The sequence below is a fragment of the Streptomyces sp. NPDC055099 genome (assembly GCF_053607685.1).
The window spans coordinates 237151-251800 of sequence record NZ_JBSGUA010000014.1 but is presented as its reverse complement, the minus strand read 5'-3'; the positions used below and the strand labels follow the sequence as shown (position 1 = coordinate 251800).

The window sequence follows — 14650 nt, the reverse complement described above, 5'->3', positions numbered from 1 at the left end:
ATCGTCGTCACGTTCTATGCTGTTCGCATGACGACGAGCAGGCCAGGAGATGAACAGCCGCGTGATCGGTCGCGCCGCAGGGCGCCCGCGGGCGCGGCGGTGCTCCGCGAGGATGTGACCGAGGCCATCAGGTCCGCCGTCTTCGAGGAGCTCGCGGCGGCCGGGTACGCGCGCATGTCCATCGAGGGCATCGCGCGCCGCGCGGGCGTCGGCAAGACCGCCGTCTACCGGCGCTGGCGCTCCAAGCTGCATCTCGTGCTCGACCTGGTGTCGGCGATAGCGGTCCAGGGCCTGCCGATGCCGGACAGCGGCTCCCTGGAGGGCGACCTGCGCCTCCTGTACGAGGTGACGTCGCGCGCCCTGCGGCACCCCGTGGCCTCGCAGGTGATCCCCGATCTCCAGGCGGAGGCGGCACGCAACCCGGAGATCGCCGAGGCCCTGCAGAAGGCCTTGCGGGAGGGCCAGCACGGCGTGGCGAACGGCATCGTGCGGGCCGCCGTGGCGCGGGGCGAGGTACGGGACGGGGTGGACGAGGACCTGGCCCTGGACCTGGTGTCGGGCCCGCTCTACTGGCGCTCCGTGGTGGTCCGCGCGGACCTGCCCAAGGGCTACCTGGCCAGCCTCACCACGGCTACGGCGGCGGCGCTGCGGGCGTTGTGAGACGAAGCTGACGCAGGCTAGCCCCGCGCCGCCCCCGGATGCGTCCGCAGCCATCCCGCCCACGCCGACGCCACCATCTCGCGCACGTCCCGCTTGGCCGACCAGCCCAGCTCCGTGGCGACGCGGTCCGCCGACGCCACCACGCGGGCCGGGTCGCCGGGCCGGCGGGGGGCCACGGTGGGCGGCACGTCGTACCCCGTCACCTCGTTGATCAGGGTGGCCATCTCCAGGACCGAGACGCCCTCGCCGCGGCCGATGTTGAGCGTCAGGTCAGTGCCGGCGGGTGCCGAGGCCAGCTTGCGGGCCGTCGCCACGTGGGCCTCCGCGAGGTCCGCCACGTGGATGTAGTCGCGTACGCAGGTGCCGTCAGGCGTCGGGTAGTCCGCGCCGAAGACGCGCGGCGCCTCGCCGTCCGTGAGCTTCTCGAAGACCATCGGGACCAGGTTGTGGACACCCGTGTCGGCGAGCGCGGGGCTCGCCGCGCCCGCCACGTTGAAGTACCGCAGTGACGCCGTCGACAGGCCGTGCGCCCGGCCCGTCGCGCGGACCAGCCACTCGCCCGCCAGCTTCGTCTCGCCGTACGGGCTCATCGGCAGGCACGGCGTCTCCTCCGTCACCAGGTCCACGTCGGGCATGCCGTACACGGCCGCCGACGAGGAGAGCACGAAGGACGCGACCCCCGCCTCCGTCACCGCCGACAGCAGGACCCGCAGTCCCTCCACGTTCTCGTGGTAGTACCGCAGAGGCTGCTCCACCGACTCGCCGACCTGCTTCTTCGCCGCCAGGTGCACGACTCCCGTGACGGAGTGTCCCGCCAGCGTGCGGGCCAGCAGGTCCGCGTCGAGGGTCGAACCGGTCACCAGCGGCACGCCCTCGGGCACGCGCTCGGCGACGCCCGTGGACAGGTCGTCGTAGACCACGGCCCGCTCGCCGGCCTCCGTCATGGCGCGGACCACATGTGCCCCGATGTAGCCGGCGCCGCCGGTGATCAGCCAGGTCATCGTCAGTCAGCCCTCTGTGGTCGTGCGGGTGGGTGTGCAGTGTCGCAGAGGCCCGTGTTCGGTCGGCGTCAGCGTCCCGCTCCGCCCACCCAGCGCGCGAGCCGCCTGCGCACCACCCCGAGCACGCCGCGCAGCCCCGGCGCGAGCCGCACCGCCAGGTTCCCCGCCTGCGTCCGGTACGGCTGGGCCAGCAGAATCCCCCGCAGGGACGGCAGCGCCGTGCGCCGCAGCAGACCCGGGCCCGCCACCGCGCGCGCCGTTGTCTCGCGCGCCGTCCCGTCGCCGAAGTGCAGGCGCAGCCGCAGGTCCCATACGCCGCCGCCGAGCGCGCCCAGGTCCAGGACGGTCTCGGTCAGCCAGGTCTCCCCGTCCTGAGCCGGGCCGAACGCCGCCGTGCGGCGCAGCACCGGGCCCTCGCCGTTCCTGGGCACGAGTTCCACGTCGACCGTCGTCGGGCCCGCCTCCGCCACCCGCCCGTACAGCTCGTGCAGCCGCAGCGTGAGGCGGCTGCCGCCCGCGCGCGGCCGCAGCTCCGCGTCCACCGCGAGCGGGAGGAGGCGGATGGGGCGTACGAGGAGGTGGTCCAGGGTCACCTGGGGGAGGTCGGGGGACCAGACGGGAGTCTCGCCGTCGGCCGATCGCGCGTAGGGCGGCGAAAGGCGCGCCGGGCGGGCGGCCACCTCCTGGAGGCGGGGCAGGTCGCGCGGCTCGGGGGACGCCAGGAGCACGCGGGCGATGATGCGGCCCGGCGCGGGCGCCGCGTCCAGGTCGGCCGTGTCGAAGCCCGCGAGGTACGCGCGCGTGACCGTCCACCACTCCCCGCGGTACTCCGGGCTGCGCGTGGTGAGCTCACGCGCGTACATCCGCAGGCTGTGGTCGATGAACTTGGCGCGCGCGGCACGGGCGAGCCGCTTGCCCCCGTCGCCCGACGCGCTCCGCGCCTCCCGCAGGATCTCGACGGCCTGGCGGTGGGCCTCGAGGCGGGCCCGCCAGTTGTCGATGCCCGAGCGGTCAAGGGAGATCGACAGCTTGGCCGCGGTGCGCCGCACGTTCCACACGTAGACGGGGTCCGTGATCAGCGCGATGCGGGGGCCCGCGGCCAGGATGCGGGCCGTGAAGACGAAGTCCTCGTACGTGAAGCGGCCCTCGGGGAAGCGGAGGCGGTGCCGGCGCAGGAAGTCGGTGCGGTAGAGCTTGTTGACGCACAGGGTGTCGTGGACCAGGCGGGTGCGCAGCTCGGGGCGGGCGATCAGGCGGGGCTTCGTGTAGAGCATGGGCTGCCAGGGCGTCTCGCGCCCGGAGGGCAGTTCACGGCGTACGCACAGGCCCGTGACCACCTCGGCGTCGTGCCGGGCGGCGGCCGTGAGGAGGGCGTCCACCGCGCCCGGCGGCAGCACGTCGTCGCTGTCGAGGAACATCACGTACGCCGACGTGGTGGCCTCGATGCCGTCGTTGCGGGGGGTTCCGCAGCCGCCGCTGTTGGTGGCGCGGCGGATCGGTTTGACGCGCGGATCCTCCTGGGCGAGCGACGCGAGCAGCTCGTCGCTGCCGTCCGTCGAGCAGTCATCGACGGCGATCACCTCGCGGACGGCGGGGCCCTGGGCGAGCGCCGAGCGCACCGCGTCCGTGACGTGCGCGGCGTCGTTGTAGCCGATCACGACGACGCAGACCTGGGGCGACAGAGGTGACGGTGGCGTCGGGGGCGAGAGAGACAAAGAGGGGTCCACGGGGGAAATTTTAGAGGTTGCCGGTAATTATCCGATTAGGGGGTCTTCTGCTGGTTCGTGTTGCTCTCTCCCGTGTTCCTGTCGTCGTCTCCTGCGACCGTGTGCCCGCCGCCGACCCGCGCAAGCACCTCGCCCGTCCGCGGCCCCCACGCCACCACCACCGCCTCGGCGGGCACCTTCTGGTCGGGGGAGAGCAGCAGCCAGCGCACGTCGTAGCGGCGGACGATCCGCGTGCGTTCCGCCCGGGTCGATTCCTCGGAGAGGTAGTCGCGCACCTTCTGGAGGCGGTGGTTGCGCGTGTCCTCGGCCAGCGAGGCGTCCGGCCAGGCGGGGGCGACGAGGTTGGCGCCGTACGCCGGGAGGGAGCGGGTGGGGTAGTAGCCGTTGGTCAGGACGACGTCCCCCTGGTGCATCCGGCCCACCGCCCAGCCGTAGCCCGGCCAGCGCGGCGGCTGGTCGAAGCCCACCGGGTCCAGCGCACGCGGCACGACGGCGCCGGCCTGGAGCGTGAAGAACCCGACGGCCGCTCCGGTCGCCGCCACACCCCCCAGGGCCATGCGCCACCTGCGCCAGGGCCGGGGCGCCGCCAGCTCGATCGCGAGGGCGAACTGCAGCGGGACGAGGGTCAGCCCCATGATGCGGCCGTAGGTGTAGTGGCCGCTCAGCCAGCCGTACGCCACGACCGCGCAGTCCAGGACGAACATCAGGACCAGCGGGTCGCGCCGGTTCTTGCGGAAGCGCAGTGCGAGCGCGGGCAGGCCGATCAGCGCGAGCCAGAACCGCTGCGGCATCTCGGTGTAGAGCTGCCGGTGGATCCAGTCGACGCTCTCGTCACCGACGAGCGAGAAGACGGAGAAGTAGGGCCAGCTCGCCGCGAGGACCGCCGCCGTCACGCCGGTCGCCGCCCACTTCCACAGCCGCGCGAAGGGGCGCGGGCCGGAGGCGGCGAACGCCACCACCCCGATCACCGCCGCCACGGACGAGATCGGGTGGACGAGCAGGATCACCCCGCACAGCGCACCGAGACCCACGTACGCCATGACTCCCCGGGGCGCCATGACCCCCCGGGGCGCCTTCGCCAGCGAGCCCGCCCAGCCGAACGCCCAGAACGCCAGGCCGATCGCGAAGGTCGACGGGTAGGCGAGGTTCCCCGTCATCGACATCAGGCCGAGGTAGCCGCTCCACCACGCCATCCGGGTGCCCCAGAGCAGCACCATCGCGAACAGGGCGAGCACGGGCGCCCACTGACGTGGTGTCAGTACCTTCACGAACCGGCCGAGGCCCGTGAGCAGCACGAGCAGGTTCAAGGGCCCCGCCAGCTTCACGACCTCCCAGCCCGCGAGCCCCGTCACTCGCGCGAAGGCACCTTGCGCGACCGCGTACGGCGAGTAGTACGGGCTGCCCGCGCCCGGCAGGTCCGCCATCGGGTGGCGCGGGTGCAGCAGGTCGACCTTGAGCCGCTCGATCACCGCCGCGTGCTGCCCGAAGTCGCAGCACATCGGCACCCGCCAGAAGGCGAGCGTCATCACGATCCAGAAGAGCCCGCCGAACACGACGTACGGGCTTGGCCGCCACCGCTTGCGCCCGTGCAGGGCCGTCGCGCCGTGGACCTCGCGGCGCGTGAGGAGCCCGGCTCCCCGCGTGGCCATGGTCATCGCATGAGCCTCTCCGCGACACGGGCCGCCGCCCGCCCGTCGTCCAGGTCGCAGTAGGCCTCGCGGAACGCCGCGTACGCCTCCGCGTGCCGCGCCGAGAGCGAGTCCAGGTCGCGCAGCGCCTCGACGACCTCGCCCGTGGAGGCGAGCAGCGGCCCCGGGGCGCTGGTCTCGAAGTCGAGGTAGAAGCCGCGGACCGTGTCGCGGTAGTGCTCCAGGTCGTAGGCGTGGAAGAGCATCGGACGCCCGGTGTGCGCGAAGTCGAACATCAGGGAGGAGTAATCCGTCACCAACACGTCCGCGATCAGCAGGAGTTCGGCCGTGCGCGGGTGGGACGACACATCGCGTACGAAGGGTGCGCGGGCCCCGGGCAGCCGGCCCGCCGTCAGCGGGTGCTTGCGCACGAGGAGGACGTGGTCGCCGCCGAGCACGTCCTGTGCCGCGGCGAAGTCGAGCGCGGGTTCGTAGCGGAAGCGGCCGGGGGAGTAGGCCAGGTGGTCCCGGTAGGTCGGCGCGTACAGGACGATCCGCTTGCCGGGGGCGATGCCCAGCTCGCGGCGCACGCGTTCGGCGACCTTGGCGCGGTCGTCGGAGAAGAACACGTCGTTGCGGGGCGAGCCCGCCTCCATGACCTCGCCCTCGTAGGCGAGCGCGCGCCCCAGGTGGGGGGTCGAGAAGCGGTTCGGGGAGACGAGCACGTCCCACTGGCGCGAGAGCCGCGGCAGGACGTCGAGGTGGCCGTGGTCGGCGTAGAGGGTGTCGGTGAGGTCGGTCCCGATGCGCTTGAGGGGCGCGCCGTTCCAGGTCTGTACGACGGTCTGCCCGTCCCGCCGCTCGAAGAAGTCGGGCAGATGGCCGGCGGTGACGATGCGCCGGCAGCGGGCGAGCGCCTCGTGGAAGTCCGTGCTGTGCTCCTCCACGCCCTTCGCCCCGGCGGGCACCCGCGTCTGCTGGTCCTGCGTCACCCACAGGTGCTCGACGTCCGCGCCGCGCCGCACCAGCTCCTCGTGAACCGCGCGCGGGGAGTCACCGTCGAAGTAGAGCACCGCGTCCCGCAGGGGCTTGGTGCGCTGGTGCGGATAGTGCGCGGTGCGCAGCCGGTGCTGCCGGTAGGCCCCCCGCTCGCCGCGGCTGAGCACGGACCCGGCCTCGATCAGCAGCCGGTCACCGAACCGGCGGTCGACGGTGAACTCCCGCCCGTCCACGGTCTGATGGAGCGGGAACGCGGCGGACACGGAGGCGAGCAGCCGTACGGGCATGCCGTCCCCCGCGGTGCCGTGCGCGACGCTCCCGCCCGCGTCGTCTCCCGCCTCGCGCAGGAACGCGTACCAGCGCCCCTCGCGCAGCACCCCGCCCCCAGGTGAGACCACCCCCCGAAAGCGCCCGGCGGAACGTTCCACCGGGACGGTCACCTCCTCGTCCCTGCCGCTGTGCCGGAGCACCAGTTCGGCCGCGTCCCGGCCCGCGTCGGACACCGTGCCCTCGATCGTCAGCGTGCCGTCCGTGCTCCACGCCACCCGGTCGGCGATCGGCTGCCGGGTCAGCTCGACGACCAGCTGGCCCTGGTCGTTCGCCGAAGCGCACAGTTCGCGGCCGCCCGCGCGTGAGGCGTAGCGGCCCGGCGGCAGGTCGAGGGCCGCCGCCAGGGACTTCAGCTTGCCGTCGGGCAGCACCAGGTTGGCCTGCCAGCGGTCGCCGTGCGGGGGCTCGACCTCCTTGGGGGCCAGGTGCGGGGTCGGTGCGATGTCCTCCAGGTCCGCAAGCCGCACCCGTACGTCGAAGCGGTCGTCGCCCGGCAATGTGACCGGGTAGTCGAACTCCGCCGCCGAGTGCTTGTGCGTCAGGCGCAGGGCCTTGGGACGCAGATGGCTGGGCAGATGGCCGCTCAGGACCATCTCGTCGCCGTCCCGGCGGTGGGCGTCGACCCGCGCCACGTACTCCTGGATGCGCAGCACCAGGCGGCCCTTGCTGAAGCCGAGGACGAGGCGCAGTCCGTCGCCCAGTTCGCGCACGACGGACTGGGCGGCCGACCCGTGCAGCGGGCGTACGGCGGCCCGGCGCACCGAACCGTGGCCCGCGACGACCACGCCGAGCAGCCAGTTGCCCGGCCGCCACCGGCCGCCCGTCTTCAGCTGCTCGGGGTCGACGGTCATCTCGAACCCGGAGAGGTCGTAACAGTGCAGCCGCTGCCGGGAGTTCTCGGTGGCCTGCGGGGTGGCGACCGTCCGGGTGGCGACCCTGCGCACCTGGGTGCGGCTGCTGGTCGACTTGAGGACGGCGGCCTTGACGGAGTGCCCGGGACGCGTCGCCTCCAGATTGCGGACGTACGCGTATCCGCTGATCCGCAGCAGCCCGTCGGAGCTCCAACCCGCCTCCCGTACCCGGGCGATGACCGGCAGCTCGCCCCGCCCGAGCCGGGCGATCTCCTGCGGCACACGGATGTGCCCGCCGGTGGCGCGCGGGTAGGCGGCGCTGCGGCGCACCACCCCGCGGACCTGGAAGGCGTTCTTGTTGTTGCGCTGTTCGAAGGTGAGCAGGTCGATCAGGTCGGCGGTGCGCCCTTCGCGGACGAGGTGCCATTTCACCCGCAGGGACACCGGGAGCCCCGCGATGACTCCCGGGTCGGCGCGGCGCAGGAACGCGGCGGCGCCCTTCACGAAGGCGGCGCGGTACTCGGGTCCGCCCATCGGCAGGCCCTCCAGGAAGTACACGAAGTCGTCGCGCAGGCAGGAGGTGTCGTACGTCCCCCGCATCTCAGGCGCGTGTTCGGCGAGGAACGCGCTGACGTGCGCGCACGCGGCGATCCGGTCGCGCACGCCCTTGACGTCCGTGCGCCGCCGGGTGATCGAGCCCTCGCGCACCCGCCAGTAGTAGACGTGGTCGCTGAGCACGTCCACGGACCCCGCGAGGAAGTGGGCGGGGATCATGACGGGCGTGTCCTCGTACAGCTTCCCCTCGGGGAAAGTGAAGCCGTGCCGGTCCCAGAAGGCGCGCCGGAACACCTTGTTCCAGGCGACGCGGTCCGCGAGGAGTTCCAGGTCGCGGCTGATGTGGGTGCGCGAGCGCGGTTCGGTGAGCCACTTGTACTGCCAGGCCTGCTGGCGGCCGCGCTCGTTCAGGCGCCAGACGTTGCCGCTGGCGAAATCGGAGCCGGTCGAGTCCAGGCTCGCGGTCATCCGGGCGTACGCGTCGTGCGGCACGACGTCGTCGCTGTCGACGAAGGCCAGGTACTCGGCGGTCGGGGTCGCGTGCCGCACCCCGGTGTTGCGGGCGGCGCTGAGGCCCGCGTTCGGCTGGCGCACATAGACGAACCGCGGGTCCTTCGCCGCGAACTCACGTGCGATCCGCGGGCTGCCGTCCGTGGAGCCGTCGTCGACGAGCACGGCCTCCAGGTCGGCCATGGTCTGCCCGGCGATCGACTCCAGGCACTCCTCCAGGAACTCTTCGACGTTGTAGATGGGCACGACGACGCTGAGACGGGGCTGCACGGCGACCGGCCTTTCACGGGGGAGCAATCATGGGAGTACGGGCGTATTCATCCCCTTTGCCCGTTCCCGTCAATTTCTTTGCCCCCCTTCACCCCAATGAGTGAGGGAGGGTCTTCGACAGGCCGTGTCCGGCTGGCTACCGTCGGTGTCCATGTCGCGCTTCTCGGTTGTCGTCCCCGCCCATCGCGTCCAGGGCTACCTGCGGGAATGCCTGGACTCCGTGCTCGAACAGGCCTTCTGCCGCAACGGCGGTGACCTGGAGCTGATCGTCGTGGACGACGCATCGCCCGACGCGTCCGCCGCGATCGCCGCGGAGTGTGCGGAACGCGACCCGCGCGTGCAACTCGTACGCCTGCCCGCCCACGCGGGCGCAGGCCCCGCCCGCAACATCGGCGCGGACCGCGCCACCGGCACCTACCTCCTCTTCCTCGACGGCGACGACCTGCTCCTGCCGGGCGCCCTGGAGGCGATCGCCGAGGCCCTCGACGCGGCCGACGACCCGGACGTCCTCCTCTTCGGCCACGACCGCGTCGACTGGTGGGAGAACGTCCGCGCGGGCGGCGACGACCTGGCGGGCGACCCCCTCGCCGTCACCGTCGCCCCCTGGAACCGCGTCTACCGGCGCGCGTTCTGGCAGGAGCAACGCCTCGCGTTCAGCGACGGCCCCTACGAGGACGTGGTGCCGGTGCGCCGCGCGACCCTGGCCCCCGGAGCGCGCACCGCCGTCCTCGACCGGCCTTGCGTCCGCTGGCGCGAGCGGCGCGGCGGCAGCTTCGCCAAGACGCCGGGCCGGGCGCACTTCGCGCTGATCGGCCGGTACGAGGAACTCCTCGCCGCGGCCGACCCCGCCGAGCGCGCCCGGCTCGTCCCGCACGCGGCCAGGCATCTGCTCGCCGTGCTCGACGACGCGGGGCGCATCACGCCGGGCGACCGCAAGGACTTCTTCCGCGAGGCGGCCCGCCTCTACCGGACGTACGGACCCGCGGGCCCGGCGGCCACAGCGGGCGAACGCGCCCTGGCCACCGCCTCGTACGCCGCCTACGAGGCGCACCGCAAGAGCCGGTCCCGCAGGAGCGGCCTCACCCGCAGGCTCAAGCAGCAGAAGAAGAAGCTGCGCGCCCGGGCCATGCGCCTCGCCTACCGCGCCGACCTGCGCCGCCCCCTCGACCCCCATCTCGCGGTCTACGGCGCGTACTGGAACCGCGGGATCTCCTGCAACCCGGCCGCCATCCACGCCAAGGCCCGCGAACTGGCCCCGCACATCGAGGGCGTGTGGGTGGTCTCGTCCCGCAACAAGCACCGCGTGCCGCCCGGGATCGCGTACGTCATCGAGGGCTCGCGCGACTACTGGCAGACCATGGCGAGAGCCACGTACCTGATCAACAACTCAAGCTTCCCCGGGGGCTTCACCAAACGCCCCGGCCAGGTCTACCTCCAGACCCACCACGGCACGCCGCTCAAGAAGATGGGCCTGGACCAGCGCCGCTACCCGGCGGGCACGCACGGCATCAGCTTCCAGAAGATCCTCGACCACACCGACCAGTGGGACTACAGCCTCTCCGCGAACCCGCACTCCACGGAGATCTGGGAACGGGTCTACCCCTCGACCGCGTACGAGGCCCTGGAGGCGGGCTACCCGCGCAACGACGTGTACTACACGGCGGGCAAGAGCGAGATCGCCGCCCTCCGCGCGGAGTTGGGCATCGCGGACGGCCGAACGGCACTGCTCTACGCCCCCACGCACCGCGACTACCAGAAGGGCTTCTCGCCCCGCCTCGACCTGGAGCGCTTCGTGCGAGCACTGGGCGAGGAGTACGTGGTCCTGGTCCGCGCCCATTACTTCTACGGCGCCGACGCGGGCCTTCGCGCCCACCCCCGGCTCGTCGACGTCACCGGCCACGCGCGCGTGGAGGACCTCTGCCTGGCCGCCGACGCCCTCGTCACGGATTACTCGTCGCTGATGTTCGACTACGCCTGCCTGGACCGCCCGATCGTGACGTACGCCCCGGACTGGCAGGCCTACCGGCTGGCGCGGGGAACGTACTTCGACCTGCTCTCGGGACGGCCGGGGGAGACGCCGGGAGCGGTGGCGAGGGACGAGGAGGAACTCGTGCGGCTGTTCCGGGACGGGGCCTGGAACGCGGCGGAGGCGACGGCGCTGCGGGCGGCCTTCCGGGACCGGTTCTGCCCGTACGACGACGGAGGAGCCGCCGAGAGGGTCGTGCGGCGGCTCTTCCTGGAGGGTCAGCCCCGCTCGTAGGGGGAGCGGACCGGGAAGTACGCCGCCAGGAACGCCCGCATGGCCAGGGCCATCTCCTCGTCCGTCAGTTCGCTGTCGGGGGATTCGCCGATGCAGAAGGCCGTCTTGTAGCGGCCCTGGAGGAGTTGGCCGAGGCGCGCGTGGTCGGTGCGGGTGCCGATGTCCACGAAGTCGTACGCGATGCCCGCGGGCACCGCCCGGCCGGTGAGGTACGCGTAGTGGTGGTGCAGGGAGGACACCAGGGCGAGGTCGCTGTTCGAGCGGAAGCGGCTGCGCGCGGTCGCCTCCAGTTCCTCCGGGAAGCGTTCGGTGAGCTCCGCGAGGACGCTGCGGTGCAGGGCGTAGGGCGCGTGGAAGAAGCTGTGGGTCGCCGTCCTGCCGAACGCCTCGCGCAGCAGCTCCCGGTTGTTCTTCGCCGCCGCCAGGTAGCCCTCGTCCTGCGCTGACACGGGCAGCGCGGGCACCGAGGCGGACGACCAGAAGAAGCGGGCGGTGCCGGAGCTGAGGAAGAACGTCTCCGGGGTGGTGGGGCGCCCGAGGAACATGTCGTCGTTCAGGTAGAGGAAGTGCTCCGACAGGCCCTCGATGCGGTGCAGTTGACTCTCGATGGAGTGGGAGTTGAAGGTCGGGAGCGCGGCGTCCGGATCGGCGAAGAGGTCACGGTGGTCGACCACCGTGAGGCCCGGGTGGTCCTCGTCCAGCCACGACGGCCTCTGGCCCGCCGTGACGAGGTAGACGTGCCGGATCCAGGGCGCGTACATGGCGAGGGAGCGCAGCGAGTAACGCAGCTCGTCGCGGTTGCGGAAGCGGACGGCTCCGTGGTCCGGCGACGTGTCGTCCTCGGGCCCGCCGAGCGCCTCCGCGCGACGGGCACGCCACTCGGGGTCGGAGTCGTCGACCCACGTGTAGACCGCGTCGATGGGGAAGTCGACGTCACCGACCAGCACTTGGGCGAAGACGTCCAGCGTGGGGTACGTGCGCTCGCCCACCCGGAGGGTGGCGGTGGGCGCCAGCGAGGGCAGCTCGGACCCGGCGAGGGTGGTCCCGAAGGGCGCGCGCCGGGCCTCGGCCCCGGTGAGACCGGCGGCTCCGTCGACCCGCGGCCAGAACGCCACCGTGCAGGCCTGCTGGACGCCGTGGCGCAGGGAGAGCGTCGTCGTGGTCACCGGCTTGAAGAGCTTGACGCCGGCGACCTCGCCGATGCCGTCGAGCCGCTCGGCGAGCACGACGCCGGGGGCCGCGTCCCGGGGGTGGACCAGTTCGGCGTAGACGGGCTGGCCGTGCAGGGACTCGGAGAGCGCCTTGAGCGCCCCTTCGCGCTCGTCGTCGGCCACGGCGAGCGTGTGCGTGGTGCCGGACGTGCGGACGAGGACGTACGGGATGTCCTCCGACTCCAGGGCGGTGGCCGCGATCTCCAGGTTCCAGTCCGTCATGGCCGGCGCGAGGATGTCGTCACGGCGCTCGGCCAGCCGGCCCACGGAGCGGATGAGCAGGCCGCTCGTGTCGGCGGCGGCGATCTCGTCCTCGCGGGCACGCTCTTCGGCGCTCGGCGGGGCGTCCAGGGTGTACGGCGTGGTCGGGCGGAAGCTGCTGCCCCCGGAGGCCACACCGAGCGCCACCCGGTCCGCGCGGTCGCCGAGGCGCTCGGGGGCGTCGCGCCGCGCCACGAGCCGGGAGTACAGCTCCTGCCAGCGCGCCGTGACGTCGGCGGAGGAGAAGCGGGCGTAGACGCCTTCGCGCGCGGCCCGCGCGTAGGACCGCCGGGTCTCGGGATCGCCCATCAACTCGCTCATCGCGGCGGCCAGTTCGCGCACCTCGCCCGGCGGCACGAGCAGCCCGTCCACGCGGTGCCTGACGATCTCGGCGGGCCCGGTCAGGACGTCGTACGCGACCACGGGCACCCCCGCGGCCAGCGCTTCGAGCAGCACCAGCGGGAACGCCTCGTTGTGCCCCGCGGTCATCAGCGTGAGCCCCGCCTTGGCCCATTCGGCGGCCATGTCCTGGCAGGGGCCGAGGAGTTCGACCCGGTCCTGGAGGCCGAAGCCGTCGACGAGGCGGCGCAGGCTCTGCTCGCGGTGACCGCCGCCGAAGACCCGCAGGGTCCAGTCGGGGTAGGCGTCGGCGACTTCGGCGAAGGCCCGCACGGCGTGGTCGACGCGCTTCTCGCCGGTCAGCCGCGCCGCCATGACGATGACCTTGCTCTCCCCGTCGGCGCGCGGCCGGAAGCCGTCCGGCACGGCGTTCGGGATGACCGCCAGCTCGGGGGCGGTTGCGCCCAGGGACTCCGCGATCCAGTCGCGGGTGCGGTCGGTGAGCGTGACCAGGGCGTCCAGGCGCGGCGCGTGCAGGAGCAGGGGTTCGCCGGAGGGGCCGCGGCGCTGGGTGGGGCGGTGCTCCTGGTGCACGGTGACGACCCTGGCCGGGACGAGCCCGACGGCGGCGGCCATCAGGGCGGGCGTCGTGGTGACCAGGACGTCGGAGTCCAGGGTGGTCAGGGCGGCGGCCATCTCGATGTCGGAGAGGCGGTCGAAGGCGGACTCCCAGGCGGGCTTGATCAGTTCGCTGGGCAGCGCGGCCAGGGTGCGGCAGGCGGCCTCGTCCAGGCGTGAGCCGCGCACCGGACGCTCGGGGGAGGCGGTCCGGTCGACGAGATAGCGGACGGGGAGGCTGCGGGCCTCGGGGAAGAAGGGCTCGGGGCGGGTCCGGAACACGGAGATGACCTCGACGTCGTGCCGGTCCGCGAGGTGCTGCGCCTGCGTGTAGGTGGCCAGCTCGGTGCCGCCCATCTCGTCGCCCCAGCCGAGCAGGTACGTGATCTTCATGAGGTCTCCTTCGAGATGTCCCAGCACGTCAGGGCGAAGCCGCCGGCCTTGGTGAAGTGGGCGTGCGCGCGGATCAGGGCGCCGCCCGGCAGGGCGAAGACACGGAAGGGTGTCGGGTAGGCGGCCGAGGGGTCGCGCACGTCGGTGAGCCGGCGCCCGAGGGGGAGCGAGGCGCCGGAAGTCTCCGCCTCCACGAGGAAGTCCCACACCCACTGCCCGGGGCTCGCCCCCGCCATCTCCCCCAGCGGCAGCCGGAAGCTGAACTCGGGGCCCTCCCACACCGCCCCGACGGGCACGGTCACCCCGTCCCGCCGCCGCACGGCCTTCGCCCGCCACCGCCGCGAGGTGCCCGCCATGACGAGCCGTCCGTGGACGACGATGCCGTCACCGCCGGGCACGAACCGCACGAGCTCGGCGCGCGGCCTGGACCGGGTCACCTGAAGCACCGCGCGGCCGCCGCGGCACCGGACGACGCGGATGAGCGTGCCGGTGCGCGGGTCGGGGGCGTGGCGGAGGGTGGGCGTGGGCGGCAGTTCGGCGTCCCCCTCGATGCCGATGCCGCGCCGTCGTACGCGTCCGCGGGCGTCGGCGGTGACCACCGTGAGCCGCCAGACACCCTCACACAGGTCGCGCAAGGTGGCCGTCCCGGCGAGCAGCAGACCACCGCGGGCGTGCTGTTCGGGGGCGAGCGGGACGCGGAACCTGCGGTGGCCGCGCGAGATCAACAGGTGCGCCCCCTCGCCCTGTTCACCGGGGAGGGCGGCGACGGCGACGTTGAGCGTACGGCTGTCCCGGATCGACAGATGCACGGGCGCCTGCAGTGCCTGAGCCCCGCCACCGGCCCGCCCCGCGGCGGCGCGTTCCGCGCGGAAGCGGGTGGTCCGTGCGGTGGCGAGGAGCCGCCGTGCCGCGGGCGGCAGGGCCGGGGTCATGGCGTGAACCCAATGTGGTGCATTGTGCCACTTTGCCCGTTGTTCCCCCCGGGGCAGGGTGAGGCCGCGTACGGGTCACCCGCGTGGCGGACGTAAGAGTGACTT

Annotated in this window: 8 protein-coding genes; 2 read left to right on the top strand and 6 right to left on the bottom strand. The window is 73.0% G+C overall.

What is annotated here, in order from left to right:
- Nucleotides 1-27 precede the first annotated feature (27 nt).
- On the top strand, nt 28-660 hold the full coding sequence (locus tag ACWFRU_RS30805) for a TetR/AcrR family transcriptional regulator (RefSeq protein ID WP_453691379.1): 633 nt from the start codon (nt 28-30) through the stop codon (nt 658-660).
- Nucleotides 661-677: 17 nt separating this feature from the next.
- On the opposite strand, the gene galE is transcribed toward ACWFRU_RS30805, so the two are convergent.
- The 4 genes from galE to ACWFRU_RS30785 form a co-directional block, all read right to left on the bottom strand.
- Nucleotides 678-1661 (bottom strand): UDP-glucose 4-epimerase GalE, encoded by a 984-nt coding sequence (galE, locus tag ACWFRU_RS30800; protein ID WP_453691378.1) that lies wholly within the window; start codon nt 1659-1661, stop codon nt 678-680.
- A gap of 68 nt (nt 1662-1729) precedes the next feature.
- Nucleotides 1730-3388 (bottom strand): glycosyltransferase family 2 protein, encoded by a 1659-nt coding sequence (locus ACWFRU_RS30795; protein WP_453691377.1) that lies wholly within the window; start codon nt 3386-3388, stop codon nt 1730-1732.
- Nucleotides 3389-3423: 35 nt separating this feature from the next.
- Complete coding sequence (locus ACWFRU_RS30790) at nt 3424-5043, bottom strand: hypothetical protein (RefSeq protein WP_453691376.1); 1620 nt, start codon at nt 5041-5043, stop codon at nt 3424-3426.
- Complete coding sequence (locus tag ACWFRU_RS30785) at nt 5040-8531, bottom strand: CDP-glycerol glycerophosphotransferase family protein (RefSeq protein WP_453691375.1); 3492 nt, start codon at nt 8529-8531, stop codon at nt 5040-5042. The genes ACWFRU_RS30790 and ACWFRU_RS30785 overlap by 4 nt, the downstream gene beginning before the upstream one ends.
- Before the next feature lie 151 nt (nt 8532-8682).
- Between ACWFRU_RS30785 and ACWFRU_RS30780 the strand changes: the two genes are divergently transcribed.
- A complete protein-coding gene (locus ACWFRU_RS30780; RefSeq protein ID WP_453691374.1) occupies nt 8683-10791 on the top strand; it encodes a bifunctional glycosyltransferase/CDP-glycerol:glycerophosphate glycerophosphotransferase in 2109 nt (702 codons plus the stop codon).
- Here ACWFRU_RS30780 and ACWFRU_RS30775 read toward each other — a convergent pair.
- Nucleotides 10776-13613 carry a stealth conserved region 3 domain-containing protein gene (locus tag ACWFRU_RS30775; protein WP_453691373.1) on the bottom strand — a complete coding sequence of 946 codons (2838 nt, stop codon included), beginning with the start codon at nt 13611-13613 and terminating at the stop codon, nt 10776-10778. The two genes, ACWFRU_RS30780 and ACWFRU_RS30775, sit on opposite strands and share 16 nt — an antisense overlap.
- Nucleotides 13610-14545 (bottom strand): hypothetical protein, encoded by a 936-nt coding sequence (locus ACWFRU_RS30770; protein WP_453691372.1) that lies wholly within the window; start codon nt 14543-14545, stop codon nt 13610-13612. Before ACWFRU_RS30770 ends, ACWFRU_RS30775 begins: the two co-directional genes overlap by 4 nt.
- Between the last annotated feature and the right edge of the window lie 105 nt (nt 14546-14650).

Coding starts and splice junctions, on each gene's coding strand:
- ACWFRU_RS30805 (WP_453691379.1), top strand. CDS start 28: ATGACGACGAGCAGGCCAGGAGATGAACAGCCGCGTGATCGGTCGCGC.
- galE (WP_453691378.1), bottom strand. CDS start 1,661: ATGACCTGGCTGATCACCGGCGGCGCCGGCTACATCGGGGCACATGTG.
- ACWFRU_RS30790 (WP_453691376.1), bottom strand. CDS start 5,043: ATGACCATGGCCACGCGGGGAGCCGGGCTCCTCACGCGCCGCGAGGTC.
- ACWFRU_RS30780 (WP_453691374.1), top strand. CDS start 8,683: ATGTCGCGCTTCTCGGTTGTCGTCCCCGCCCATCGCGTCCAGGGCTAC.
- ACWFRU_RS30775 (WP_453691373.1), bottom strand. CDS start 13,613: ATGAAGATCACGTACCTGCTCGGCTGGGGCGACGAGATGGGCGGCACC.
- ACWFRU_RS30770 (WP_453691372.1), bottom strand. CDS start 14,545: ATGACCCCGGCCCTGCCGCCCGCGGCACGGCGGCTCCTCGCCACCGCA.